27 protein-coding genes are annotated in these 25,260 nt (G+C 36.2%); 23 read left to right on the top strand and 4 right to left on the bottom strand.

The window, feature by feature from the left end; translation table 11 throughout:
• Window positions 1-110 precede the first annotated feature (110 nt).
• Complete coding sequence (locus BO15_RS0101920; protein WP_033151877.1) at window positions 111-1,355, top strand: nucleotide sugar dehydrogenase; 1,245 nt, start codon at window positions 111-113, stop codon at window positions 1,353-1,355.
• A gap of 612 nt (window positions 1,356-1,967) precedes the next feature.
• Here BO15_RS0101920 and BO15_RS0101915 read toward each other — a convergent pair.
• A complete protein-coding gene (locus BO15_RS0101915; RefSeq protein ID WP_033151876.1) occupies window positions 1,968-2,411 on the bottom strand; it encodes a MerR family transcriptional regulator in 444 nt (147 codons plus the stop codon).
• 127 nt (window positions 2,412-2,538) lie between these two features.
• Between BO15_RS0101915 and BO15_RS0101910 the strand changes: the two genes are divergently transcribed.
• Complete coding sequence (locus BO15_RS0101910; protein ID WP_033151875.1) at window positions 2,539-3,540, top strand: alpha/beta hydrolase; 1,002 nt, start codon at window positions 2,539-2,541, stop codon at window positions 3,538-3,540.
• Window positions 3,541-3,632: 92 nt separating this feature from the next.
• Window positions 3,633-4,493: a YitT family protein gene (locus BO15_RS0101905; RefSeq protein WP_033151872.1), complete on the top strand. Its 861-nt coding sequence runs from the start codon at window positions 3,633-3,635 to the stop codon at window positions 4,491-4,493.
• Here the strand turns inward: BO15_RS0101905 and BO15_RS0101900 are convergent.
• Window positions 4,490-5,203 carry a zinc metallopeptidase gene (locus tag BO15_RS0101900; protein ID WP_033151870.1) on the bottom strand — a complete coding sequence of 238 codons (714 nt, stop codon included), beginning with the start codon at window positions 5,201-5,203 and terminating at the stop codon, window positions 4,490-4,492. The genes BO15_RS0101905 and BO15_RS0101900 overlap by 4 nt on opposite strands.
• A gap of 199 nt (window positions 5,204-5,402) precedes the next feature.
• Between BO15_RS0101900 and BO15_RS0101895 the strand changes: the two genes are divergently transcribed.
• The 11 genes from BO15_RS0101895 to BO15_RS0101850 all read left to right on the top strand — a co-directional run bounded on the left by BO15_RS0101895 (window position 5,403) and on the right by BO15_RS0101850 (window position 13,330).
• A complete protein-coding gene (locus BO15_RS0101895; protein WP_033151862.1) occupies window positions 5,403-5,729 on the top strand; it encodes a putative quinol monooxygenase in 327 nt (108 codons plus the stop codon).
• A gap of 10 nt (window positions 5,730-5,739) precedes the next feature.
• Entirely contained in the window at window positions 5,740-6,360 is a 621-nt protein-coding gene (locus BO15_RS0101890; RefSeq protein ID WP_033151860.1) for a TetR/AcrR family transcriptional regulator, read from the top strand.
• Window positions 6,361-6,408: 48 nt separating this feature from the next.
• On the top strand, window positions 6,409-7,296 hold the full coding sequence (locus tag BO15_RS0101885; RefSeq protein ID WP_033151858.1) for a DUF362 domain-containing protein: 888 nt from the start codon (window positions 6,409-6,411) through the stop codon (window positions 7,294-7,296).
• A gap of 12 nt (window positions 7,297-7,308) precedes the next feature.
• Window positions 7,309-8,520, top strand: coding sequence for a class I SAM-dependent rRNA methyltransferase (locus tag BO15_RS0101880; protein WP_033151856.1), 1,212 nt, complete (start codon window positions 7,309-7,311; stop codon window positions 8,518-8,520).
• A gap of 21 nt (window positions 8,521-8,541) precedes the next feature.
• The gene (locus BO15_RS0101875; RefSeq protein WP_033151854.1) at window positions 8,542-8,955 is read left to right on the top strand and encodes a DUF3237 family protein; all 414 of its coding nucleotides are present in this window, start codon (window positions 8,542-8,544) and stop codon (window positions 8,953-8,955) included.
• Window positions 8,952-9,746, top strand: a complete 795-nt coding sequence (locus BO15_RS0101870; protein ID WP_242843743.1) for a M15 family metallopeptidase — start codon at window positions 8,952-8,954, stop codon at window positions 9,744-9,746. Before BO15_RS0101875 ends, BO15_RS0101870 begins: the two co-directional genes overlap by 4 nt.
• 160 nt (window positions 9,747-9,906) lie before the next feature.
• A complete protein-coding gene (locus BO15_RS0101865) occupies window positions 9,907-11,079 on the top strand; it encodes an AAA family ATPase (protein ID WP_033151852.1) in 1,173 nt (390 codons plus the stop codon).
• Window positions 11,080-11,245: 166 nt separating this feature from the next.
• A complete protein-coding gene (locus BO15_RS13595) occupies window positions 11,246-11,392 on the top strand; it encodes a hypothetical protein (RefSeq protein ID WP_157752297.1) in 147 nt (48 codons plus the stop codon).
• A 145-nt stretch (window positions 11,393-11,537) separates the two neighbouring features.
• The gene (locus BO15_RS0101860) at window positions 11,538-12,017 is read left to right on the top strand and encodes a hypothetical protein (protein ID WP_033151849.1); all 480 of its coding nucleotides are present in this window, start codon (window positions 11,538-11,540) and stop codon (window positions 12,015-12,017) included.
• A gap of 33 nt (window positions 12,018-12,050) precedes the next feature.
• On the top strand, window positions 12,051-12,992 hold the full coding sequence (locus BO15_RS0101855) for a hypothetical protein (protein WP_033151840.1): 942 nt from the start codon (window positions 12,051-12,053) through the stop codon (window positions 12,990-12,992).
• Between the two features lie 101 nt (window positions 12,993-13,093).
• Window positions 13,094-13,330, top strand: coding sequence for a helix-turn-helix transcriptional regulator (locus BO15_RS0101850; protein WP_033151838.1), 237 nt, complete (start codon window positions 13,094-13,096; stop codon window positions 13,328-13,330).
• A 1-nt stretch (window position 13,331) separates the two neighbouring features.
• On the opposite strand, the gene BO15_RS0101845 is transcribed toward BO15_RS0101850, so the two are convergent.
• Complete coding sequence (locus BO15_RS0101845; RefSeq protein WP_081828518.1) at window positions 13,332-14,396, bottom strand: WYL domain-containing protein; 1,065 nt, start codon at window positions 14,394-14,396, stop codon at window positions 13,332-13,334.
• Window positions 14,386-15,705 carry a WYL domain-containing protein gene (locus BO15_RS0101840; protein WP_033151835.1) on the bottom strand — a complete coding sequence of 440 codons (1,320 nt, stop codon included), beginning with the start codon at window positions 15,703-15,705 and terminating at the stop codon, window positions 14,386-14,388. Before BO15_RS0101840 ends, BO15_RS0101845 begins: the two co-directional genes overlap by 11 nt.
• Before the next feature lie 141 nt (window positions 15,706-15,846).
• On the opposite strand from BO15_RS0101840, the gene BO15_RS0101835 reads away from it, so the two are divergent.
• From BO15_RS0101835 to BO15_RS0101800, 9 genes are all read left to right on the top strand, one after another.
• Window positions 15,847-18,102 (top strand): hypothetical protein, encoded by a 2,256-nt coding sequence (locus BO15_RS0101835; RefSeq protein WP_033151833.1) that lies wholly within the window; start codon window positions 15,847-15,849, stop codon window positions 18,100-18,102.
• Window positions 18,103-18,121: 19 nt separating this feature from the next.
• Complete coding sequence (locus tag BO15_RS0101830) at window positions 18,122-18,646, top strand: hypothetical protein (RefSeq protein WP_033151831.1); 525 nt, start codon at window positions 18,122-18,124, stop codon at window positions 18,644-18,646.
• 102 nt (window positions 18,647-18,748) lie between these two features.
• Window positions 18,749-20,320 carry a hypothetical protein gene (locus BO15_RS0101825; protein ID WP_033151829.1) on the top strand — a complete coding sequence of 524 codons (1,572 nt, stop codon included), beginning with the start codon at window positions 18,749-18,751 and terminating at the stop codon, window positions 20,318-20,320.
• A gap of 18 nt (window positions 20,321-20,338) precedes the next feature.
• Complete coding sequence (locus tag BO15_RS0101820; RefSeq protein WP_033151827.1) at window positions 20,339-21,124, top strand: hypothetical protein; 786 nt, start codon at window positions 20,339-20,341, stop codon at window positions 21,122-21,124.
• A gap of 492 nt (window positions 21,125-21,616) precedes the next feature.
• Window positions 21,617-21,772 carry a hypothetical protein gene (locus BO15_RS13590; protein ID WP_157752296.1) on the top strand — a complete coding sequence of 52 codons (156 nt, stop codon included), beginning with the start codon at window positions 21,617-21,619 and terminating at the stop codon, window positions 21,770-21,772.
• A gap of 6 nt (window positions 21,773-21,778) precedes the next feature.
• On the top strand, window positions 21,779-22,021 hold the full coding sequence (locus tag BO15_RS0101815) for a hypothetical protein (protein WP_033151821.1): 243 nt from the start codon (window positions 21,779-21,781) through the stop codon (window positions 22,019-22,021).
• Between the two features lie 46 nt (window positions 22,022-22,067).
• Window positions 22,068-23,726, top strand: a complete 1,659-nt coding sequence (locus tag BO15_RS0101810) for a hypothetical protein (protein WP_033151819.1) — start codon at window positions 22,068-22,070, stop codon at window positions 23,724-23,726.
• A gap of 110 nt (window positions 23,727-23,836) precedes the next feature.
• Entirely contained in the window at window positions 23,837-24,844 is a 1,008-nt protein-coding gene (locus tag BO15_RS0101805; protein ID WP_033151817.1) for a hypothetical protein, read from the top strand.
• Between the two features lie 86 nt (window positions 24,845-24,930).
• Complete coding sequence (locus BO15_RS0101800; RefSeq protein WP_033151815.1) at window positions 24,931-25,197, top strand: hypothetical protein; 267 nt, start codon at window positions 24,931-24,933, stop codon at window positions 25,195-25,197.
• Window positions 25,198-25,260 lie beyond the last annotated feature (63 nt).

Below are 25,260 nucleotides of genomic sequence, written 5' to 3'. Positions count from 1 at the left end.
ATTTATGTGAGCCAGTAGACAGCAAGCTCTAATATTTCTCAAGCGAGATGTTCTGTCGAGCGGAGAAATTATTAGGCTTGTAGGCGTAACTGGCGGACTAGGAGATTATTATGAATAGAAAAATTGCAGTGGCTGGTACAGGTTATGTTGGACTTTCAATAGCTACACTTTTGGCGCAGCACAACCACGTAACAGCAGTTGACGTTATTCCGGAAAAGGTTGAATTAATTAACAATAGAAAGTCTCCAATCGTTGATGCAGAGATTGAAGATTATCTTGCAAACAAGGAGCTTGATTTGACAGCTACTCTTGATGGAGAGGCTGCATACAAGGATGCTGAATTCGTAGTTATCGCAACACCTACAAACTACGACAGCACAAAGGATTACTTCGATACATCTGCAGTAGAGGCAGTTATCGAGCTTGTAAAAAAGGTTAATCCAAATGCGTTCATGGTTATCAAATCTACTATCCCAGTAGGTTACACAAAGCGCATCCGTGAAAAGATGGACTCTGACAAAATCTTATTCAGCCCAGAGTTCCTTCGCGAATCTCGCGCTTTATATGACAACCTTTATCCAAGCCGTATCATCGTTGGTACAGACGAAAAAGATGCTGAGCTTACAAAGGCTGCTCATGAGTTTGCAGCACTTCTTCAGGAAGGCGCAATCAAAGAAAACATCGACACACTTGTAATGGGATTCACAGAGGCAGAGGCTGTAAAGCTTTTTGCTAATACATATCTTGCTCTCCGCGTCAGCTATTTCAACGAGCTTGACACATACGCAGAGACAAAGGGGCTTGATACACAGGCTATCATCAAGGGCGTTTGCCTTGACCCTCGTATCACAGATCAGTACAACAACCCATCATTCGGTTACGGCGGATATTGCTTACCAAAGGATACAAAGCAGCTTCTTGCAAACTACAACGATGTTCCACAGGAGCTTATACGTGCAATTGTAGAATCAAATCGTACACGTAAGGATTTCATTGCTGACCAGGTTCTTAAAAAGGCTGGCTACTACGGCTACGAAGAGGCCAACCAGTACAGCAAGGAAGCCGAAAAGGAAGTTACAATCGGCGTTTACCGCCTTACAATGAAGTCTAACTCAGACAACTTCCGTCAGTCTTCAATCCAGGGCGTTATGAAGCGTGTTAAAGCCAAGGGCGCTACAGTAGTCATCTACGAGCCAACACTCGAAGATGGCACAACATTCTTCGGCTCCAAGGTCGTTAACGACCTTTCAAAGTTCAAGGCCATGAGCGATGCAATCATTGCAAACCGCTACGACAAATGCCTGGACGACGTAAAAGACAAAGTATACACCAGAGACGTATTCTCTAGAGACTAAAGGAAAGGACGCCACACGGCGTCCTTTTTATTATGTTTTGGGCCTGGCACACACAGCATCACCCCGCCCGCTAATATCATTTGAGCAGATTTATGGATTACCTTAATGTGTAAAGTCGCCCATATGTAGGTGTACTTACGAAGCTTTTACTATTCGAAGGTAATGTGTGGGTGGGGCGGACAATTTTAGTTTACATAATCATCTAGTCTTAACTAGTCTTTGTATTATTACTTTTGCTACTCCGTTCACCAAGAATAATTAAAAAACAGGTTTTGTATATATAAGCACCGCCCTTTAACTCAGTCCATTTCGTTGTCGGGCTCTCGGCGCCGTCCATGGCGCCTCATGCTTATCTATTACAAAACCTGTTTTTATTATTCTACGTTCACTCCAAAGCAAATAGTAATAAATACAAAGCTAGCTTAAGACAGATGATTACTCAGAGTAGTGTTTGTCCGTCTCCACCCATAACTTACCGATAGAATTGTAAAACTTTGTAAGAACACCTACTAATAAATATGGGCGACTACACATTTAGGTAATCCTAAATCTGCGATTGTATTAGCGGGCGGGGTGATGCTGTATGTGCCAGGCCCAAAACAAACTACAAGCCTAGTGGCGTCCGTTTCCGCTATCGTAGAGTTTTTGGATTTCTGGTGGAAGTTTGTCGGGGAGCATGGCATTGATGCGGTCTTCACTGCCGTCGGCCATGGCCTGCTCGTAGTACCAGCATTTGTATTTGAGCATGTCGAGCGTCTTTTGCAGGTTGGCGATTTCTGCTTCTACTGCATCACGGCGGGCTTCAAAAAGAGCTTTTCTGTCGGCGTAGGTTTCGGCGCCTTTGGTGGTCATCTCCATAAACTGCTTGATTTCTTTTATTTCTAAGCCGGAGCTTTTTAGGCATTCTATGATGTGAAGAGCTCCGATTTCTCTATCTGAGAATTTTCTGATTCCAGATTGACGTTCCATGTTTGGAAAGAAGCCTTCTTTGTCATAGTATCTAAGGGTTGATACAGGTATATTAAACATTTCTGAAACTTGTCCAATTGAGTACATAGATATTCCTCCAAAATTTTTTCAAATTAAAGCTTGACCTAAAGTTAACTTTAGGTATTAACATACAATCATCGTACCACGATTTTGAAATAAATTCAATTTATAATAGCAAATGGAGGTATTTAAAATGATTAAGGTTGAGAGTTTAAATTTAGTAATAGATTGGGATAAGACATTTCCGAAGAGCGACAAAGTGGATCATCAGAAGGTTACATTTGTAAACCGCTATGGCATCACTCTTGCAGCAGATATGTATGTGCCTAAGAATGCTGAGGGCAAGCTTCCTGCAATTGCAGTATCTGGCCCATTTGGTGCAGTAAAGGAGCAGTGCTCAGGCTTGTATGCTCAGACTATGGCAGAAAGAGGATTCCTTACAATTGCATTTGATCCATCATTCACAGGTGAGTCTGGTGGAAATGTTAGATACATGGCGTCTCCTGATATTAATACAGAGGATTTCATGGCTGCAGTAGATTTCCTTTCATTAAATGAAAAGGTAGATCCTGAGAGAATCGGCATCATAGGTATCTGTGGTTGGGGCGGAATGGCACTTAATACAGCAGCTCTTGATACAAGAATTAAAGCAACTGTAGCCGCTACTATGTACGACATGACAAGAGTTAATGCAAATGGCTACTTCGATTCTGAGGATAATGAAGAAGCTAGATATCAGAAAAAGGCTGCTATGTGCGCACAGCGTTTGGAAGATTTAAAGGCAGGAGAGTACAAGCTTGGCGGAGGAGTTGTTGATCCACTTCCTGAGGATGCCCCATTCTTTGTTAAGGATTACTATGATTACTACAAGACTGACAGAGGATATCATAAGCGTAGCCTTAATTCTAACGGTGGATGGAATGTAATTGGATGTGAGTCATTCATGAATCAGCCAATACTAAAGTATACAAATGAAATCAGAAGCGCAGTTCTAATTATCCATGGAGAGAAAGCTCATTCCCTTTACTTCGGCAAGGATGCATATGAGAACATGACAAAAGACAGTAAATATACTGCAAACAAAGAGCTTATGATTATTCCAAATGCAAGCCATACAGATCTTTATGATGGTGGTGATAGCAATTATATTCCATTCGATAAGTTACAGAGCTTCTTTGAGGAAAATTTGAAGTAATTATCATATTGACATTTGGGAATACAAGCCGTACTCTATTAGTCGCCTAGTTAATTAAAACAAGGATTAAGAACATAGGGTAGGTAAACAATATGAATGTTAAATCCGTTATCAAAGAACTTTTCATTCTTACAATTGCCAGCATAATTATAGGTTCGGCTGTATTCTTTTTTATGATGCCAAGTCATGCAGCAGTCAGCAGTATTTCAGGCTTTGCCATTGTGCTGACAAATTTTATTCCATATTCAGTGTCACAAATCACTATGGTGCTTAATGTGGTATTGCTCATAATTGGCTTTATCACTTGCGGTCCAGAATTTGGTTACAAGACAGTATATACATCAATTTTGCTTCCTGTTGTAATTGGTATATTTGAAAAAATGTTGCCAGATTACACATCTCTCACAGGTGATGCTACTCTTGATGTTGTTTGCTATATTTTTGTGGTTAGTATTGGTAGCGCAATTCTATTTAATAGAAATGCATCATCAGGTGGACTTGATATAGTTGGAAAGATTCTTAATAAATATTTTCGTATAGATATTGGAAAAGCCATGTCTATTGCGGGGCTGTGCATAGCATTGTCTTCAGCACTGGCTTATGATTCAAAGACAGTTGTTTTAAGTATACTTGGAACATATTTGAATGGAATGGTGCTTGATCATTTTATATTTGACCAGAAATTAAAAAGACGTGTATGTATAGTTTCACCATATGAAGCTCAAATTAGAGATTACATTCTAAATGAGCTTCACAGTGGTGCCAGCGTTTACAAGGTGACAGGAGCTTACAGAATGGAAGAGCACGATGAGATCATCACTATTGTTGATAAAGGCGAATTCCAAAAGCTCATGGCCTATATAGATAAGGTAGACCCAAAAGCATTCGTTACTGTTTATAAAGTTAGCTATATGCAATATCAATCAAAAAGTATGCCGGAAAGAGTGTTTTAGTCGTCATCACGACTTACCCTGCTTACAATCAAAACTAATCTAAGTAGTTGAAGGATAGTAGTAAATAAAGCTGCCACATAGGTAAGCGCTGCTGCCTTCAACACTTTTTTTGCACCTCTATGCTCATCCTCTTCTAATAATCTATCCTCATCGAGAATTCTAAGTGCACGAGCACTAGCATCAAATTCCACTGGAAGAGTAATCAACTGAAAAATAACTACAAATGAAAAAAGGTAAACACCAAGTTCTGCGATTGTAGAGTACCCTAGTAAAAGTCCGATGAGAATAATTGGCCATGAAACTTTTGAACCAATATTTGCTAGCGGCACTGAAAGGGCGCGAAGTTTAAGTGGTGCGTAGGACTCTTTATGTTGAATGGCATGACCGCATTCGTGAGCGGCTACACCGATTGCAGCGACACTTGTCTGCCCGTAGGTTGCATCGGAAAGACGAAGTACTTTTTCATTTGGTGAATAATGATCAGTCAGATTTCCTCTTATCCGTTCTATTTTTACATCATAAATACCAGCGGAGTGAAGTATATGTTCTGCCACTTGGTTAGATGTAAGTCCTCGATAATTTCTAATTCTATTGTATTTGCTAAATGTGCCCTGAACATTCATAGATGCAAGAGCACTGATAGCAGCACCTATCAATACAAGAATAAGTGTTGGATCTATGCCATAACCGTATCCATATCCGTAGTACATTATTATTCCTCCTATTAATAATCTTTTTTATTAGTATAAATCTATCCACTGATTTTTACTAATTAAAAAGTCTAAAAAGATTATTAATTTAAAGGATGTCAGGAAAATGCAAGGCTTTTGGTTATTGAAATTGACATCGTGTCAGCAAGATGGTATAGTATAGATAATTGACATGGTGTCATCAGATTGGAGGGGCGTTATGAGCATAGCAGTAAATCTTAGATATAAGGGCGAAAACGGAGCAGCGAAGAAATTTGCTGAGGAAATGATAAGCAGTGGTACTGTTCAGAAAATCAGGGAAGAGGCAGGTAATCTTCGCTATGAATATTACACTTCCTTTGATGACCCTGAAACAGTATTATTGATAGATAGCTGGGAGAACCAGGAAGCAATTGATGTGCATCATGCATCACCTATGATGGCTAAAATTGCAGAGCTTAGAGAGAAATATGATTTGCATATGACAGTGGAGCGTTTTACTTCAGATGAGCTTCCTGAGCAGGATCAGTCATTTATAAGAAAGTAGTGGTGGCCAAATGGCAGTTGAATTAAAAGAAACTATTGATAAACGTAGAGAAGAAATAATGGATGCTTGTGAAAAGCTTTATGAAACAAAAGGCTTTCATAGTATCACAATAAAGGATATCAGCACAGAAACCAGTTTTTCTCGTCCATCTATATACAATTATTTCCAAACAAAAGAGGAAATATTCCTAGGCATTCTTACTAGAGAATATTTAAAGTGGAACGAAGATTTAAAAGCAATCACAGAGACTAGAACAAAGCTTGATGCAGATAATTTGGCTAAGGCCATTGCAAAGACAATGGAGGAAAGAAAAACACTTCTAAAGATATCTGCAATGAATCTCTATGAGATTGAGGATAACAGCAGACTGGAATTATTGGCAGAGTTCAAAAGTGCTTTCAAGGAATCTGTAGATATTTTCGAAGAGTGCCTGGCAAAGAATTTAGAGGGGATTGATAAGAAAAAATGCGAACAGATTAGATATGCATTCTTCCCTTACATGTATGGCATCTATCCTTATGTTTACCCTACGGACAAGCAGATGGAGGCTATGGACCAGGTAAAGCTGTCATATGCAAAGACTACTATCTACAACATGTCATACGATTTTTTGAAATTGATTTTTGAATAAATAATAAACTAAAATAAAAAATATAAAATGATTTGTAGGAGGGTATCTATGGCATCAAAAGTTTATTTTATTAAGGACGTTACAGCAGAAGCTGTAGTAAAAATGTACGATAAGCTTGGAATCACATTACCAGGTAAGGTTGCCGTAAAGGTGCATTCTGGTGAGGAAGGCAATCAGAATTATCTAAAGCCTGAATTCTGGAAACCAATGGTAGAGCATGTGAACGGCACTATTGTAGAGTGCAACACAGCCTACGAAGGTGAAAGAAACTACACAGATAAGCACATCAAATTATTAAAGAGACATGGCTGGAATGAGTTTTTTGATGTTGATTTGATGGATGCTGAAGGACCAGATATCGAAATTCCGATCAAAAACGGTACCCATCTTAAGACTGATATAATGGGAAAGAACTTCCTTAATTACGATTCAATGCTTGTACTTTCTCATTTTAAGGGACATCCAATGGGAGGCTACGGCGGAGCTTTAAAGCAGCTTTCAATTGGCTGTGCATCATGTGCAGGCAAGGTACAAATCCACTCGGCTGGCAAATACAATAAAGCTAGTGAGCAGGATATTGTTTGGAACGACTTGCCAGAGCAGAACGCTTTCCTTGAAAGTATGGCAGAGGCTGCGTCAGCAGTAGTAGACCACTTTGGAAAGAACATTGCATTTATCAATGTTATGGCAAATATGTCAGTAGACTGTGATTGTTGTGCAGTAGCTGAGGACCCATGCCTTAAGGATATTGGTATCCTTGCAAGCTTGGATCCTGTTGCAATCGATAGAGCTTGCCTTGATTTAGTATATGCTTCAAAGGATGTTGGACGTGATCACTTCCTTGAGAGAGTTACATCCAGAAATGGCGAGCACACACCTGCTACAGCTGCAAAGCTTGGTGTAGGAAGTCTTGAATATGAATTAATTGAATTATAGAGATAGGTTATTATGAACGAAGCAATTGTTACATTAAAAAAAGGCGAGGGCCGTACAATTAAGGCTGGAGGCGCCTGGATATTTGATAATGAGATAGACTCAGTTATGGGTTCTTTTGAGAATGGAGATATAGTTGTTGTCCATGATTTCGATGGATACATGATGGGCCGTGGTTTCATCAACACTAATTCCAAGATTCGTGTTCGCATGATGACACGTAAAAAGGATCAGATAATTGATGATGACTTCATTAAAATGAGAGTGCAGAATGCCTGGAATTATCGTAAAAACGTATTACTTGAGAAGGATTTGAACTGCTGTAGAGTGATTTTCGGGGAGGCTGATTTTCTTCCGGGCCTTGTAATCGATAAGTACGATGATGTGCTTGTTGTGGAATCACTTGCACTTGGCATAGATAAGTTTAAGCTACAGATTGTAGATTACCTTAAAGAGGCAATGGCTGCAGACGGATTTAGCGTGCGTGGCGTTTATGAGCGTAGCGATGCAGCAGTCCGCAAGAAAGAGGGCTTAGCACCATATAAGGGATTTATCGGAGACGAGTTCGATACAAACGTGGAAATCGTCGAGAATGGTGTTCACTACATGGTTGATGTAGTAAATGGACAGAAGACAGGTTTCTTCCTTGATCAGAAATATAATCGTCTAGCTATTCAGCGCCTTTGCAAAGGCAAGAAAGTTTTGGATTGCTTTACACACATGGGTACATTTGCCCTTAATGCTGGAATCGCAGGAGCAGCAGATGTAACAGGTCTTGATATTTCAGAGTTCGCAGTATCTCAGGCTACAGCAAACGCAAAGCTCAACGGCTTGGATTCAACTGTTAAATTCCGTCAGGCCAATGTTTTAGATGAACTACCAAAGCTTGCAGAAGCTGGGGAAAAGTACGACGTTGTAATCCTCGACCCACCTGCTTTCACAAAGTCGCGTGAGGCTACAAAGAACGCAATGAAGGGCTACCGTGAAATCAACATGAAGGGCCTTAAGCTTGTTAAGGACGGCGGCTACCTTGCTACCTGCTCATGCTCTCATTTCATGACTCAGGAACTCTTCGTAAAGGTAATTGGCCAGGCTGCACAGGCTGCCCACAAGCGCCTACGCCAGGTAGAATTCCGCACACAGGCTCCAGACCATCCCATCCTCTGGGCCGCTGACGAAAGCTACTACCTCAAGTTCTTAGTGTTCCAAGTTGTTGACGAGAAATAAAGAGTAAAAGGGACTCTTGTTATGAAGAAAGAAATATTAACAGTAAACGTAAAACTGACAAAGTTTGATGAAGTGAAAGGGCAAAATGGAGAAGCATTGATGATTCACTTCGATGGTGATGCTACTGGAGAATACTTCAACGGAATTATTCTTCCAGGCGGCGTGGACACCCAAAGGGAAATGAAAGGCAGTGCCAGAGCATTATCAGCTAGATATATTCTTGAAGGAAAAGATTTCAAGGGTAATGCTTGTAAAATTTTTGTAGAGAACAATGGCTCATTTGATGAAAATGGAAATATTGTTACTCATCCAACTATTCTTACCGACAGCATCGATTTAGCGTTTTTGGAGACTGCTGATATCACTGGAACGATATCGGATATTCCTGGTGGAGTTCAGATACATTTGTGGATGGATGATTTAGAGGAATTATGAAAAAGAAATTATTAATTGGCTTTATAGTAATTCTTATAGTGTTAACATGCGCTGTGGTACTCTTTTATCATAAGTCTGCTGAATCTACACCTGAAGTGACATCTGAAGGTGCTCCTTCAGTTGAATCCGCTAATCCGGAATCTGCCGAGCAACCACAAGAATCTACACAGCCAGGGGAAACGAAAATGACTACAACAAATGTAAAAGACACAGAGAACTTTTATGGAATAGAATTCACAGAGGATAGCGAGATCTTTGCACGAATCAAAGGAAAATCCTACAAGGATGACTGCACAATTCCCGTATCGGATTTACGATACCTTCACGTGCTCCACGTAGGCTTTGATGGACAGACTCATGAGGGCGAAATCATCTGCAACAAATCCATAGCAGAAGACCTCCTTGAAATCTTCGAAGCTTTATATGAGGCGGAATATCCAATCGAAAAAATAAAGCTAGTGGATGAATACAACGCAGAGGACGAAGCCTCAATGGCTGACAACAACTCCTCGTGCTTCAACTTCAGATTCATCAGCCATACCACAAAGGTTTCAAACCATGGTGCAGGTCTAGCTATCGACATCAACCCTTTGTACAACCCATACGTTAAAACCGTGGACGGCGCCCTCAGCATCGAACCAGCCAACGGAGCACCATACGTAGATCGCAGCGCCGACTTCCCATACAAAATCGACGAAAATGATCTGGCCTACCAGCTTTTCACAGCCCACGGCTTCACATGGGGCGGTGCCTGGACCTCCTCCAAAGACTACCAACACTTCGAAAAATAACATCAGTATATAGCAAAACCCAGCCACGAAGGCTGGGTTTTTAGTTTGATTTATCCTTTCTCCCGACAGTTCTACGATAAGCTTTTTCAACTATCCGTTTATTTTCAACGCAGATGGTAGGTGATAAAGTTTTACCATAAACATAATAGGGAGGTTGACTATGATTAATAATGTTAATACAGATAATATATCACAAAATGAAACGGATGAAGGAGTAATAAATGATGCTCTAGAAAATCAAGAAAAACGCCCAATTTGGATTACAAACCGTATTAGGTTTATGGCTCACAGATGGGTTACACAGGTTTCTTTTAATGACTTTTATGAGGATATTGCTTGCCACGTGATTGGACAGCCTAACTTAAAGGTATTTTTAGCTAATCTATACAACTATCTTAATAGACTTGGCGAGAAGCTTCCTACTAATAACAATGTTATATTGGCAGCACCTTCAGGAAGTGGAAAGACAGAAACATATAGAGCTCTAAAGCGGTATTTTAATGAGAAAATACCGGGATTTCCTATAAGTATACTGGATTTATCACAGATTACCGCAACAGGATATAAAGGAGCCGAGCCATGCGATATGATTAATCCTTTTATAATGGGAAATGAGGCTTTTGGTATTTGCTTCCTTGATGAGTTTGATAAGAAACTTGAGCCTTCTTATGCAAGCAGGGGCATAGATGTAAACAGAGAAGTACAAAACAATCTACTTACAATAATAGAGGGTGGAAATATTAATACAAAGGCAGGATTAATTAATACTTCAGACATAATGTTTGTGGGGTTAGGATCTTTTGATAAGTTTAGGGAAAAGCGTGAGAGCAAAGTCAATGCTATAGGATTTGGTGCCGAAAACGATGAGGCAGAAGTAGATCATTATGAACCTATTACAAGGGAAAATATGATTGAACATGGTGGTACTAATGAGCTAATAGGAAGATTTCCGTTCATTATTAACTACGGTGTTTTGTCTGATGAGGCAGTAAACGGAATCATAAAGAAGGATTTGGAGAATATTCAAGAAAACTATGGATGTGAAATTACATTATCAAATACATTTAAGGATGAGCTATTAAAAATGGCGACTTCTAAATTTGGATGTCGACAGATTGACTCTGCTATTCGAAGTCTTGTTCTTCAAGAATATACACAGTCTTTATGTGAAACTGGCGGTGAAAAACTAGTGGTAAAACTTGAGGATTATAATAACGCGACCCATTATTGGAGAAACTATACGAACGAGGAGGTAGACAAGGCATTAATTGAAATGCTTAGCGAAGATGAGTTAAGACAGATTTTTGAAGAGGCGGCAAATGATGTATCGTAGGTAGCCATTAAATAAAGATTAGTATAGGGGGGTAGTTTATAAAGGCTATGTTGTTCATGTTTGACATGAATGATATAGCTTTTTTAGTGTTCAGATTTTTCAAAACGTATATTGCTATATTTATTTCATCAGTTGAACAACACTAGATATATGGAGGTAAGAATATATGACACAGATGGAATTATTAACAACATATGAGCAGGGTGAGTATGAGCTTTATGAAACAACACTTGCTGAAGATGCAAGAGTGGTTGTTGGGGAGGTTGGACCTAATCAAATCCAGTACGTGTTCAATAATTTTGAAACAGCCTAATGTACTATATACACATCAAGGGAGGTGATTGAAATGTAATCTTTAAAACATACTAGCAAGTAAAAAAGATAAACTACTAGTTTATTTTAAGTAGTTACTTAACAAACTATTATATTTATACAAATTGAAAGAGAGGAAATAGATTATGAGAAAAGAAAAGAAAGAATTTTTTGAGGAAATGAGATTTGATGATGTGCTTTTTGCACAGAACACATTGAAGGAGTGTGAAGAAAAACTTAAGAGGAACAAGATAGGCGTTATTGTATCATTGATAGTTCCGGTGTTTGATGTGATCGTATCCATGATTCTGGAAAAGATGAATATGGGCGATACAGCATTAGCATATTGGATTATAGCTGCTGTTGTGGCTTACATCATTGGTGGAGGCATAATGTCATCACTTAAGATGGTATGGAAAACTACAGTGTTCTCCTGGTTCATCATTCCAGTTTTCCCGGTTGACCTTTGCGTAGCTTTTGTTGCGTTCTGTACAGCTGGTGCGGCTGCTCTATTCTTGCCAATAGTATTTGTGTTGATGACTAGATACCAGATTGGTAAAGATAAGAAGGCTGCGGAAGAATACTTAGCATGCTGCAAACCTGTTGTGGATGCGGAGGCTATGTAAAGTAAGAAGACACTTATTTAGGAGGAAATGATTATGAGAAAGAATATATTATCTTTTGGAATGGCGATTATTATGGGAGCAGCTATGTTTGTTGGCTGCGGAAAGACAGAGGATGAGAAGGCTGCCGAGAATCTTGGAATTAGCTTAGAAGAATATCAGGAGCTAAAAGAATTTATTTCAGATGATGAAGACTTATATGAAGAATCTGATGATGTGGTCGATGAGGATATGGATGAGTCAAAAGTAGAGGAGGAAGAACCTGTCGTTCTCACCTACGATGCTAGTGATGAGATAAAGAATGCCAGGTTTACAGATTTAAAATTTCAGGTGGATGATTTGGTAGTTACAGTGAATTACAGCGAGGGTGTTACTGATATGCTGAATCAGTTTCCAAGTGATGTTTATACCTTCAAGAACGTAGACCATGAGGATGTAAATATGTCCAAACTGGTAACTACTAATGGTCAAGAAAAGGTGTATGTATACAACAATAATCAACCAGATGAAGCAGGATGGTTAATGTGTGTAGACGTTCAAAACTTGGGGGATTCCACATGTGACTTAAGTGAATGTAATGTTGTGGGTATGGATCTTAATAAGTATTATGATGGATCAATTTACTTTGCAAAAGGAATTCCACTTAACGCTGATGTATTAGCAAGTGATGAAGCTTTCTCTTATGAGAACTTACCAACTTTAATAGATTCCTATGATTTAGAATCCTGGGATGCCCACTGTAGCGAGGAAGGTACAGAGAATTGCGGAAGACAATTTGTCAGAAATGAAAATGATGGCATGATTTACACAATAGAGACATATGGTCCTGAGGATAAGATTGTATGGTGTGGTGACACCTGGGGTGAGATGCATCTCAATAATCGATGCTATTACACAATTACTCTAAGAGTTGACTCAGATACAAGAGCTTGTAATGAGATATCATTCTATTTTGGAAGCGAAAGTGTTTGGGAATAGGATTCGAAAACCTACTGCCCTCTAGTGTTCAAAAATGCCAAAACGCCTATTTATAAAATGACAATGTTACATAGATAAATTGTTTTATAGGGAGGTATGTTATGGAATATCCAGTATTAAATGTAATCGCTACCGGTGAAAGAATACGAGAACTTAGAATGCAGAAGGGGTTGAAGATAGATGACATAAGAGAGTTTATGGGGTTTGAATCCTGCCAGGCAATATATAAGTGGCAAAAGGGCGATAGTCTCCCAACTGTAGAAAACTTATTCGCCCTTAGTCGCTTGTTTGACACCAGTATTGATGAGATACTGGTTGAAAATGAAATGGAGATGTAGATTAGCTGTAATTTTCGAGTATTTGCTTAAATGATGCTATTCTTTGTTCTGCTAGTATTTTTGGCTCAAGAATCAAGGCTTTGCTGCCAAAGGTTCTTAGCCAGTTGTCAAAGGAATCGACCCCATAAATATCATCTTCAAAATAGAAATAACCGTCTTTACAATCAGTAATACTTATTGCTGGAAGGCGTAAAGATAAGTCTTCAAGTACTCTTGTATATACATCCTCAGAAAAACGGACTTTAACATGAGTCGCTTTCTTTTGTGAGAATGCAAGCTTCCACACATGAGGAGCCTTTTCATTTAGATTGTTGGCATCATAGCTTTCTGATTCGAGGTTTAGAATATGTACTGTGGCTTGGTGTTTTGAACTTACGGAGGCGTCAAGAAGACTTAAACCTTCAGGGATATCCTTCACAGAGGACAACTTAATAAATCTAATATCATAAACTACATAGTTTTTATTTTTAATGCCAAGGATATGGTAAAGATTCTCCTCATTATCGTATATGATTTTAATAGGTGAAATTTGATAAAAGTTTACTTTATTATTTTTGCTGTATTTAAAATAGATTTGATGTTTTGTGTCAATGGCCATATTGAGCAACTCAATAGTTTTATATAATTCAGAAGGGGACTTATAATATCTGAAGTCTTTGATGATATCAAAATCTACCACTTTATTATTGAATGAGAACTCTTCATTAATAGCTTTTTGTTCTTCATCAGTAAGAGTCAAGGAATGATCATCACGATTAATGGATATTGCACTGACTAGTGGAATATTATCCCAATCACCAGATAGGATAGAGTCAGTGACTTCTGTGAGTTCTTCGTATTCTATTTCAGTATCACGAGGATAGATTACAAGGTATTCATTGTATTTTTTATAAGCTAATAAAATCGATACAAAATCACCTCTAACAATGCTTATTGGTATTTCATAGTTAGAGGAAAACCATGAAATTGTTACATCCTCAGATGAGTCATCATACAAGTCATATGGTAGGAAAGTAAAGTATAAATCTATTCTATTCAGCGAATCAAAGTATTTGTTAGACATCATATTCCTCCTTAGAATAGGAATCTAGAGCTGCCATTATATCTTGTTTAATATCTTCTGACATGTTAGTAGGCTCTAAAACGGTACAAGCTCGTCCATAACCCATAAGATAAGGCTTAATGAGTTCTAAATCAGATATATCATCCTCGTAATAACTAGCTATGTGTTTGTCACCTTCGTGGATTGGTAGTATCTTAGCTGAATTTGAACGAGAACTGTATAATCTATTTAGTTTTTGAGTAGTTGGCAAATAATCTGCAACAAATTTTGCCTTAAGATGAATAGGTTTATTTGTAGATATATCCAGCATGTGATTGCATATATCATCATAAACAACATTGTTATACTCGGTGTTCTTTTTTTTCGTTGTTGATACGCTGGTTATGAGGGATAGTTTCAAGTAGTCATATTCACTAGTTTTGTCTGTATGTGCATAACGTTTTCCCAATATATATACTTCACCAGATATTTCAGAATATACTATTTTTCCCACAGAAAACAGTAATACTTCATTATTATATTTTGTTTCAATAACATAGTTTTTATAGTCAGCAGATGCGAGAATTTTCAAATCACTTGTGATTGAAGAAAATGTGCGTCTTTTTTTCCCATATACAATAAAATTGGCATCTTCGTCGATGAAACTACTTCTGTGAAATAGCTCCATAGAAATTTTATCTCGTGCATTACTTAATATAGGATAGTTCTTGTGTTTTTTTGGAAGTTGATCAAGAATCTGGAGGGCATTAACAAGATCCTTTGTGGTAAAAAGTGATTCGTTGTTATTAGGTCGATATACGATGCCCACCGGACCTTCATTAGTACAGGTGATTTTCCCTTCGTTTTCCAAATCAGATAAAAGTTCTCTAAATTTTGATTCACCTATATTTATAGGAATGGAATTGTTATCTTCTGTGTCGCAAGTAATGTTGTAGAATACATCAAAAAGATATTTGTAATCGTTTTGTTGTTCCTTTATAAGTATTCGATTACGTTTACTGGCGCGTTTGGCAGGATTCTCTAATAGCATTCCGTCACGGTTTCGATTTAAAGTTTCCAGAATCATATATTTATAGAAATCATCAGATGACGAAGGGTTGTATGATGACAGATTATCAGTACTTGTTAAGATGTATCTTTTGGATTTAGATGCATCATTAACTATTACAAACTTGTAGCCAGATGCTTCTAGAGATTGTATTGTATTATAAAATGTTCCCCTGCTTGTTTTTCCAGTAAGAGCTTGAAAGTCTTTGACTGTAATAGAGTCATGTGTTTTTAAGTATTCTAAGAGAAATTCCTTTGTACCCATTAGTACCCTCCATACCAAGTGTATAAAAATTTCAAAACCAAAACCATTATACAATAGCGTAAAAAGTTAGGGTAGTACTAGAATATAATGTAAATCCTTGATAGAATAACCGTAAAGTGGTTATTAGTAGGAGGAATTCTTATGTTAACAATATCTTTAGATGAAGCAGGAGTATTTGAAGATAAAAACAATATATCAAAAAACGATAGCAGCACAACACTTATTGCTGGGGCTGTATATGATGATAAAGGAATCGAAGGGGAAAAGGATAATGAAATCAAGCGAATAGAGGCTTATTATAGAGCTGTATTTGAAAGTGCTCAAAAAGAAAATCCCAAAGTTACATTTTTGTTTCCAATGGATTTGCATTATAAAAATAAGGCCCGTAGTAGACAATTAGTAATAATAAAAGAGACTGTACGAAAGACATTACCGGAGTTTATTCAATTGGGTACGTTTGACGGGACAGACCTTCTCTTTAATGGGGTGACATTACCATCTAGAAATGGATTTTATCGAATAGGGGCAATTGTCAAAAGTAATGAGGGGAAAACTTCATACTCTAATTCTAATCAAGGTGAATTCTTCAGAGATAATATAGCTTCTAATACGTATTTTCACATGATGTCTGAAGCAGTAGAACATTTGGTATTTCATAATCCATTAGATAAGGATCATAGATTCTGCTTTTTTATAGCAACTAGACAAAGCGAGCGTTTTATCGATGATAATGATAAATTTGAAAGCTATCTTAAGCAAGGATTTGAAGGAAATAAAGCGTCATATCTAGAAGAGGATGAGATACAGTTTTCAATTTTAAATAGCGATGTGTTTAGGACCATATTAATGGAACAATATATAGATAATCCAGGAAACGTCGTGGCAGTTGAAGAATTGAATGTACAGCCAATTCGTTATTATAAATTGAACGATGATGATTACTCGAAGCAAGTATTTTTATATCTTGCAGATTCAATTTGTAGCTATTTGACATTTGAAATAGGTACAGATGATATATCTGAAATTCGCAAAAGATCACAGCGATTAAGTAATATAAAAAATTTAATCTTTTCTTATGACGAAGCAGATGTATTTTTTAAGCGTGCATGGCGTGATATGGAAGTGAATGAATACTATGACGCTCTTAAGGAAATGTACAATATTAGTGTGATGAATACAGTTGCTTCATCTATATATAAGAATGATTGGTTCAAGAGTATTAAAGAGCGAATGTACAGCGAGACAGAGGCTGCTACAGCAGAAGGTAAAGAGCCACACGCTTTGGTGGAAGCACTGACAGAACTTCGTTTATCATATTTAACAAATATTCTAAATTCTAGTGAAGGAGAATTTATCTTTAGAGTTTTAGAAAATGCTACAAAACGTATCAAAGATAGAGAAAGATTTGCTAAAATTTTCTATTACATTAATGACATAGGAGTTGTATCAAATTGCCATAAAGGAAATAGTACTGAAGCTGCAAAATACTTTGCTGAATGTGAGAAATATGCCCATGCAGTTGATATGGAAGACTATATTAGGACTAGAAATAGATATACGAATGCATTATTAGATTCATTTAATTATGAAGAGGCATTAAATGTAGTTAGAACAACGGTGAAGATAGCTGGCGGTCTGTATGAATTATCAAAATCTGTATTCGGTGCAGAATGTAAAGAACATTTTGGCAAAACTGAGTTTGCAAAGACATTGAGTCAGGCAGGACAGTGTGCCGCCTTCTTGAGAAATGATGAAGCACAGGGATTTTTTGATGATGCATTAAAACTTTTAAAGGGCAATATTGCAAACACAAAAATAACGGAATCTTATAAATTGCATTATCTGATTGATAAAGGAAGTAAAGAAGAATATGAGAAGGTAATGTCTGATTATAATGATGGAGCAGAATCCATTGTAGATCAGTTAAGTACCATTAGACAGAATGGTGCTAATGAGAATGTTAATATTAGTTTTGCCTTTTTGCTTTATATTAAGGGACTTAATAAGTTTTACACCGATAAAGAAATATCCGTAGTGTGGGAAGATATTAAATCACTAGAAATGTCTATAGATGATAAGAGGAAAAGCACACATCCATGGGAACTAATATATAAATATCTTGGATTGCTCGCAGTCAAGATGGGAGAAAATGACCTGGCTAGAAAGTACTGCGATGAAATAGCATTATTAATAAAGGATGATTATACAATCGTAAATACGATATGCCTTTTCTCAGAAGCAGTACTTCTCGAAGCACTGGGAAATACAAATCTTTCAAAAGAAAAATATGGTATTATTTATGGTATTTTAAGGGATAATTATCCTTCATCGGTACCATATGAACCAGATGATATTATGAAACATTTAAGCACAAGATATACATTTATGTATGTATAAGTAGAGGAGGTTTTAAATCGTGAAAAGTGACTTGGCTAAAGAATGGGAAGAATCTATTTTTTCAGGTATACAATACAATTGTTTGGATTATAATTTTGGGTTGGATATTAATATAGATGGATGGAAAGATTTGCTTATAAAGCGTAGAAAAATTATTTCTATTCCTTTTTTAATACTAGGTTTTTATCTTTTTATAGGAGCTCTTTTTTGGGCTTCAGAACTTGATGTGTCTATAGGTGTCGGAAAATATATGGAATCTCTGGGAAATCAGCATCCATTTTTGGCGTTGCTGGTCTTTATTCTTTTAATGAATTTATGCGGTTTATTAATTGGTATTGGTAGTATTGCAAGTAAAGCTTATTCCAATCGAGTAGGATTGCTCCTAGTTGTATTACCTATTATTTTTGTAATTGTCGAAGCTATTTATGAGATTAATCTAGACTATAGTGGAGTGGTGGATACAATTTTACTATTGGTGATATTTATAATAATACCTTATTTCATTGGGGTAAAAGCAGGTGCTTCTTTTCGTACGGTAGAATAAGCCATAGGAATAAGAATGACAAATGAAAGTATTACAAATTAATTAGCCATACACATGTAAGGCTTGTGAGGCTAAAGGTTAGATTTTTAGATAGAGGTGCATATGAATTCAAAAAATTATTCTACAAGAGAAGAATATCATATAGGTCTAGAACTGGAAAATAAATGCTTTACGATGACAATTAAAGTTTTAAATTCCGCTATAGAAGTCATGGAGGAAAAACCCATTGAGGATATACTAAAATCTAGTAAATATAAGTTGCTGAGAGAAGTTGTTGATCTTAAGAATTATACTAATAATAATAAGAGACTTGATGTCGGTGATGCAGTCGGGGTATTTACTAAGTATTATTATGATTATTACAATAAAGATAAAAAAGATAAAAAAGATGAGAAAGGAAAAAGGGGGAATGACGGGTATGATAAGCGAATGATGCTTATTACTAATAATGTAAATACTAAAGAATGGGAAGATATCGATGGTAAGCAATTCAATGCAACAAGCGTTCGTACTAACTTAAGAAATGGTAGAGCAGAGCTAGCTGAAACTGCAGATCAGCTCAGGGATGATAGAAATAAATATCATGGGCATCCTGATAACGACGCTACTGAGGATGCATCAGATTTTGTATTACCTCCACTTCATGAATTGCGTAGATGGCCGATTCATATTATTGACTTTATCGATGCTTTTATTAAACAAATTGAAGATGTAAATAAATATGTTGAGGGGTATTCTTTAAAATATAAGGGGATATTTGATAAATATAAAGAAGATGTAAATAGGTTTATAGATGAGGCCCATTTTGATGTATCAAAAGAGGAACATATTGATTATGATTTTAAAGGAGAGAAATATTCTATAAGTTCAAATCCAGGATGTATGTTTTCGAATCTCTTGCGTAATATGGTATTGGAATGGGAGGATGGAATTAATACCATATATTATAACGTTTCAGAGTTTGATAAAATTGTAGAGTTATACTATTCTAACAATACTAGTGTCATTGGATGTTATAAAAGGGTACTTGATAGGTTAAAAAGTGAGAAAAGAGATTCTGAAAAAGTTAATTATTATTTTTTGGATGTGATAAATACAATCAATCCATATGTTGAAAAAATATATTGGGATGGAAATAGTTATTCAGAATCATATTTTGCCTCCTTGGTATTATATCCACTAATTAGACATATAAATCAGAATTCACTTGAAGCAAAAAAAGATGCCTTAATAAGACAGATTAATAACATGGCAGAAAAACCTCAGAAGAAGTCAATTCAAATAGATGTATTCATGTTGGCAGAATGTAGTATTCTATCACACTACTATGAACTAAAAAAAGACGATAAAGGAAAGGATTTAAGCTTAAAATTTGAAGCTGCAATTAATGAGTTGAAAGTAACTGTGGATAGTAGTGAGGATTCAATATCAGCAAGATTATATAAAACTGTAAATATGGCGTCATTAGAGCTTATTGAACATATGAAGGGGACAATTACATATTTGTTACCTCTAATCAGTTCGGACAGTAATAATCTAACTATATTCAATAGTATAGATGATTTCAAATACTTTATTGATGAGTATATTAAAGAACATCCAATAGAACAATCAGCTAAGCTGATAAAAATAATTAATAACGATGATAATTTTAAGTATTTTCAAAATAGATAATGTAATAGAGGAACTATTATGAGCCAATTGATTAATGAAATAAGACGCTCAGTATTCAGTGATAAGTTTTCAAATGAGCAAATGAAGCGTAGAATTGAGGATATAACAACTATTTCCGAGTTTTTCAAGAAATTGGATACTGGTGGAGAAGTAGAACTAATGATGCCATCATATTTGGTCAGTGAGAATAATGCAAAAACAATACGATATGATACCTTAGAATATATAATTACCAGTTATTCAAAACTAATTGAAGATTGCACTTTGTTAAAGGTGAAGGAAATTCAAGCTAGACGACAAGGGCATCCACATGAAGAATTTTGGATTCCAGAGATAGAAGATGTGGTTAGTCTGTTTTTAATTGATAATGCCGCTGCAAATATGGTAAAAAAATACAATAATTATCATAGTTTCTTAAAAGACCTTAACTGTGAATTGTTTGAGTTATTAGATAAAAAGATGGGACGGAATAAAAATCATACTAATCACAACGAACAGTTGGCATTGATATTACGGCTTTCGTGGGAGATGTCCTATATAAAAAAAGTCGCAGATTCGGTTAAAGAGTGTGAGTATAGTAGTGATTCTAGTAGCACAGAAAAACGTTATAAGGACAGAGAAAAGAAAAAAATAATCAAAGAGTTCAAAGCTAGCGGAGTACAAGGCGAGTGGATTAAGGACATATCACTTTTAGCAGCACATACTGATTCGAATGGTTTATGCCATGAAGCTATGATGATAGTTAATCAAGTGCAGGTCAAATATAAGTGGCTATTTGATTGTATCGAGAGTAGTTCTTATTAGATGTGTCAAATATATGTAACCTCCAAATTTTAACCGATTGGAATACCAATCGGTTAAAATGCTTGAAGCAAGTCAACTGAGTTTTATAAGGGTGACAGTTTTGGTTTTATTAAAATCTTTTCCAATGCCTTAACTCTGTATGATGAACAAAAATTAATAAGATGGATGCGGAAAAGTTATTAGTGATGCAAAAGCTAATTTGCACAAAATCAAGAAATAATTGATGACCAAGCAAAAGCTTTAGCTAGTAGTAAAAATAGACAAAGTGCCTATATCACGAATTAGCTAGGGGTATAGATTTTGAAAAAGCCCGACATGGGCTTTTTTTATATGTCCATTTTTATCAAAACATGGATGGATATATTCAATAAATCAATTGAGTTGCTTGGCTGGGCGTTGAATCCTTTATGGATTTAACTTCTAAAAAAGCTTCCAGGTGCTTTATTGATGAGTTCTTATGTAATTAGTAAAATTGATGCGGAGGGATTACTTATGGCAAATAGAGTGTTGAGAGTATTAAATTTAGAAGATAATGCGATTAAGCATAGCAAGATAGCTAGAGTGATTAAGCGTATTGGCGAGGCTAATATTGATTGGGTAAGAAATCTAGAAGATGGTATGGAGTTGATTGAATCATTTTTACAATAAGATGAAATGTATGACTTTATTATTTCTGATATGTGGTATCCACTATATTCTGGAGGAGCAGATCATGGTTCTGGAGACGAATTAATAAAGAATCTTCAATTGCAAAGAATAGCAATCCCTGTTATTATTTGTTCTACTATTCAGTATAACTACGCTGGTTCATCAAATGTTATTGGCGCAGTGCAATGTCAGGATAGTTTGGATTGGGAAACTGTGCTAGAGCAGCTACTAAAGTCTGTTATTATATAGATTAGTATTAAAAATTCTCGCTAGATTAGTTGGAGGAAATATTTACATGGAAAAGAATTATAGTGTTCAGTCGTTGAGTATGAGATATGTAATTCCGTTTAGAGTGGGTGAGGAATATAGCTTTGAAGAGGCAGTCGATATGATAGAATGCCAAACCGCCTCTACTAAAAGTGGGAAAGAGGTTTCTCTATGGATTCGACAGACAGAAGCTAAAGCCGAAAGTGATATTTACGAATATGTTCGAAATGAATTCAGATTTGATGATCAATCCAGCGAGGAAGGCATTGGCGATAACAATGTTGGCGCTAGTTGGTTACATAAAGATAGTTCTTTAAGTGAGGAGAGTAACGGAAAGGGGTTGTTAGGTGCTGATTCGTTGCTTTATGATAACACTTTTGGAAAAAATGGATTCTTCAATAATAGTTGGAAGATTATAATTAATAACCTAGGTTTGCTTTTATTCAAAAATGGTATAGGAATAATCTGGTATGAACTAATGCTTCCGGATAATATTAGTTCTGACGAATTGATTGCTTTTCAAAATAATATTAAAGAATTAAATAGAACGGAAAGCTTAAATCTTTGGCGGACAACAATGTGTCAACCAGCTTTTGGATATATTTGTGAAAGAAAAATAATAAAGGATAATAAGGAAATCATTAGATATGGAGCTCCTTTCTCGTTAGCGGAATGGATTCATGAGCAAATTGCAGATTTAAAACCATCATATTTTGCATGTCGAAAATCATCCTATAAGTCAAAATTAAAAATGGCATACTCATTACTTAGTGGAAAAGATTGTGAAATTGTGGGGAATCCTGATATTCAATTGGAAAAGAATATGGTTCCAGATAAGAGCCTGTTGTTTTCATATGTTTCCTTCGGAGAAAATTTAACATCAAACGAATTACTGGAAGTTGCATTTTACTTATCTAAGGGATATACAGATTCCTACAAGATGACTTCTGAAGTTGAGAATGAAGGTTATAAACCTTTTGAAAATATACAGTGGTATGCAGCTAAGGAAGGCAGTGCAATTATAAGTGCTGGTGATACCGAGATGATGAAAAGTGGGCTCCTAAAAAAGGTTGAAGGAGATTATTTTGATCTTTTCCTTAGAATAGTATTCCAGTCATATTCCCTTTTACATTATGCAGAGAGAATTCAATCGGATTTATCTGGTGAAGTATCCAAGTATCTAGTTAATCCGATTGACAGTGAGATTACTAAATTATACGGGGAGATTAATCTATTTCTAGCAAAAAGCATGGCAACATCTGTTAGCTATATTCACCATCAAAATGAGTATTACATTTATCTTAAAGATAGATACAGAATTCATGAAGATGTAAAAAGTGTGAGCAGTGGTCTGGCGGCATTAGATAGTCTACAAAGGGAAGAAAGAGAAGCTGAAGACGATCGAATCCAAAAGGAGCAAGAAGAAAAAGAGAAGAAACGAGACAACAAACTTCAAGCAATAATGGGATTGTTTGCATTGCTTGGAATATCATCTGCTCTAACAGACTGTTTTGATTTTATAGCTAAATTTAGTGGTCCGCAAAGTGAATATTCACAACTCAGTCCAACGGCACATGGAGCTGTTATATTTTTCTTGCTGGTTGTAGGCTTAATTAGTGTAGGAGCTATTTACGCTGGAATAAAGGCAGTAATAAACGCATGGTTTGATGATAATGATAAAAACTAGATGTGTACAGTATTTTCAAAACGTATTTTACTATTATATCTTCATAAGCAACAAATGTTACAAAAGAAGGTAGCAATATTTTGAAGACTGTACAAAATGGAGGAATGAAAATGAGAAAGAATTTTAGTTTTTTAATGTCACTTGTGATGGCTACAGTGATATTTTCAGGATGCGGAGCATCAAATACCAATGTAGAAGTTGTTGAAGACACACCTCAAGTTGTGGAAGAAATAGCAGCTGATACTAGTTCTAATATTATAGAGGAAGTTTCGGAAGATGAGATAATTGAATATCAAGAGCCTGAAGGTATGGTGACTTCTGGACCAGGAGCTGTTTATGACGGAATCCTTTATTATGCAGTTGCAGGAGGTGGATGTCATACGGGCATAATAGCAAGGGATTTATCTACTGGCGAAGAAATAGAGATAGTTTCTAATGACGGCACAAATGGATTTAACAGTATAAGTGTTTACAAGGGATATATTTATTGTGCGTGGGATAAATATGTTGGGACTGATGATTCTCAATATCAAATATATAGATTTTCTCTAGAGGATTACAAAGGGGAATATCTCACAGACGGCGCAAAGCCTATAGTTGCAAATGACACACTGTACTATTGGACCTATGTGTACGAGATGGGCACTGATTCTGATTATGAATATGCAACGTTACACAAGTTTGATTTAGAATCATGTGAAGAGATTGAGGAGACTGAATTACAACATATTACTTTTGGAGTGGAAGATGGATATATCTATCAGAATATGTACGATTCATTTTACCTAGATGGCGAGATAGTTGCTGAGATTAAGTATGAAGAGCTTGGGGAATATGATGAAAGTGTAGGTGGCTATCTTTGGAATGAAAATGCTGAAAGAGGAATTCGTTTATATGATATTAGTGGGAACGAAAAGGATACTAACGCTTATGATGTCAAGTATGTAGACTATTATAGTGACGGAAGTTCTTATGGAGTAGATACGATTTATGCTTATTCTAAGGTAATGGGCGGTGGAGAATTAGTAAATGGCATTAGTGGAGAAAACCAGGTACTTAATTATATTGCTGAAGACGGCTCCATTACCACTCTACAGACATGGATGCCGGCAGAGTAAATAGGAGTGAATTGAAATGTAAAAATCGAAGGAATTTTAACATGACTTGATTTCAATGATTTGTTTTATATACAGGGAGGATTAATATGTTAACAATTATTTTCTTATCTAAGATAGATACTATTATATTACCAGTTGTTGTATTACTTTTACTTGAGGCTTTTAATGCGATAACGAAGAATGCTTTTACTTTGAAGCATGTAATTATTGCAGCCATAGTATTTTTGACAGGACTTATATCACCTATCGCTTGGTTTACAGCGCAGGTATCACTCAAACCATTTGCTGTTATTCATGTGGTTGCTACAATAATACTTGCTATTGTTTATTTATATAGGTGTTTTGAACAGTAGTATTGCTTCGCGAGATACAACAAACAAAGGTGAGTCTTTTGGCTCGCCTTACGTGTAGTGTAA

Origin of the sequence: Pseudobutyrivibrio ruminis HUN009, from assembly GCF_000703005.1 — a bacterium.
GTDB classification, from domain to species: domain Bacteria; phylum Bacillota; class Clostridia; order Lachnospirales; family Lachnospiraceae; genus Pseudobutyrivibrio; species Pseudobutyrivibrio ruminis_A.
Note: the sequence above shows the minus strand (reverse complement) of the source record. Positions and strands in the feature narration are given on the sequence as shown.

What these genes read in the sequence shown, in the direction of transcription:
- BO15_RS0101800 (WP_033151815.1), top strand. Translation starts at nt 24,931, where the DNA reads ATGTTAACAATTATTTTCTTATCTAAGATAGATACTATTATATTACCA.
- BO15_RS0101905 (WP_033151872.1), top strand. Translation starts at nt 3,633, where the DNA reads ATGAATGTTAAATCCGTTATCAAAGAACTTTTCATTCTTACAATTGCC.
- BO15_RS0101825 (WP_033151829.1), top strand. Translation starts at nt 18,749, where the DNA reads ATGAATTCAAAAAATTATTCTACAAGAGAAGAATATCATATAGGTCTA.
- BO15_RS0101890 (WP_033151860.1), top strand. Translation starts at nt 5,740, where the DNA reads ATGGCAGTTGAATTAAAAGAAACTATTGATAAACGTAGAGAAGAAATA.
- BO15_RS0101900 (WP_033151870.1), bottom strand. Translation starts at nt 5,203, where the DNA reads ATGTACTACGGATATGGATACGGTTATGGCATAGATCCAACACTTATT.
- BO15_RS0101920 (WP_033151877.1), top strand. Translation starts at nt 111, where the DNA reads ATGAATAGAAAAATTGCAGTGGCTGGTACAGGTTATGTTGGACTTTCA.
- BO15_RS0101865 (WP_033151852.1), top strand. Translation starts at nt 9,907, where the DNA reads ATGATTAATAATGTTAATACAGATAATATATCACAAAATGAAACGGAT.
- BO15_RS0101810 (WP_033151819.1), top strand. Translation starts at nt 22,068, where the DNA reads ATGGAAAAGAATTATAGTGTTCAGTCGTTGAGTATGAGATATGTAATT.
- BO15_RS0101915 (WP_033151876.1), bottom strand. Translation starts at nt 2,411, where the DNA reads ATGTACTCAATTGGACAAGTTTCAGAAATGTTTAATATACCTGTATCA.
- BO15_RS0101815 (WP_033151821.1), top strand. Translation starts at nt 21,779, where the DNA reads ATGTATGACTTTATTATTTCTGATATGTGGTATCCACTATATTCTGGA.
- BO15_RS0101805 (WP_033151817.1), top strand. Translation starts at nt 23,837, where the DNA reads ATGAGAAAGAATTTTAGTTTTTTAATGTCACTTGTGATGGCTACAGTG.
- BO15_RS0101820 (WP_033151827.1), top strand. Translation starts at nt 20,339, where the DNA reads ATGAGCCAATTGATTAATGAAATAAGACGCTCAGTATTCAGTGATAAG.
- BO15_RS13590 (WP_157752296.1), top strand. Translation starts at nt 21,617, where the DNA reads ATGGCAAATAGAGTGTTGAGAGTATTAAATTTAGAAGATAATGCGATT.
- BO15_RS0101855 (WP_033151840.1), top strand. Translation starts at nt 12,051, where the DNA reads ATGAGAAAGAATATATTATCTTTTGGAATGGCGATTATTATGGGAGCA.
- BO15_RS0101875 (WP_033151854.1), top strand. Translation starts at nt 8,542, where the DNA reads ATGAAGAAAGAAATATTAACAGTAAACGTAAAACTGACAAAGTTTGAT.
- BO15_RS0101885 (WP_033151858.1), top strand. Translation starts at nt 6,409, where the DNA reads ATGGCATCAAAAGTTTATTTTATTAAGGACGTTACAGCAGAAGCTGTA.
- BO15_RS0101895 (WP_033151862.1), top strand. Translation starts at nt 5,403, where the DNA reads ATGAGCATAGCAGTAAATCTTAGATATAAGGGCGAAAACGGAGCAGCG.
- BO15_RS13595 (WP_157752297.1), top strand. Translation starts at nt 11,246, where the DNA reads ATGACACAGATGGAATTATTAACAACATATGAGCAGGGTGAGTATGAG.
- BO15_RS0101860 (WP_033151849.1), top strand. Translation starts at nt 11,538, where the DNA reads ATGAGAAAAGAAAAGAAAGAATTTTTTGAGGAAATGAGATTTGATGAT.
- BO15_RS0101840 (WP_033151835.1), bottom strand. Translation starts at nt 15,705, where the DNA reads ATGGGTACAAAGGAATTTCTCTTAGAATACTTAAAAACACATGACTCT.
- BO15_RS0101845 (WP_081828518.1), bottom strand. Translation starts at nt 14,396, where the DNA reads ATGATGTCTAACAAATACTTTGATTCGCTGAATAGAATAGATTTATAC.
- BO15_RS0101910 (WP_033151875.1), top strand. Translation starts at nt 2,539, where the DNA reads ATGATTAAGGTTGAGAGTTTAAATTTAGTAATAGATTGGGATAAGACA.
- BO15_RS0101870 (WP_242843743.1), top strand. Translation starts at nt 8,952, where the DNA reads ATGAAAAAGAAATTATTAATTGGCTTTATAGTAATTCTTATAGTGTTA.
- BO15_RS0101880 (WP_033151856.1), top strand. Translation starts at nt 7,309, where the DNA reads ATGAACGAAGCAATTGTTACATTAAAAAAAGGCGAGGGCCGTACAATT.
- BO15_RS0101835 (WP_033151833.1), top strand. Translation starts at nt 15,847, where the DNA reads ATGTTAACAATATCTTTAGATGAAGCAGGAGTATTTGAAGATAAAAAC.
- BO15_RS0101850 (WP_033151838.1), top strand. Translation starts at nt 13,094, where the DNA reads ATGGAATATCCAGTATTAAATGTAATCGCTACCGGTGAAAGAATACGA.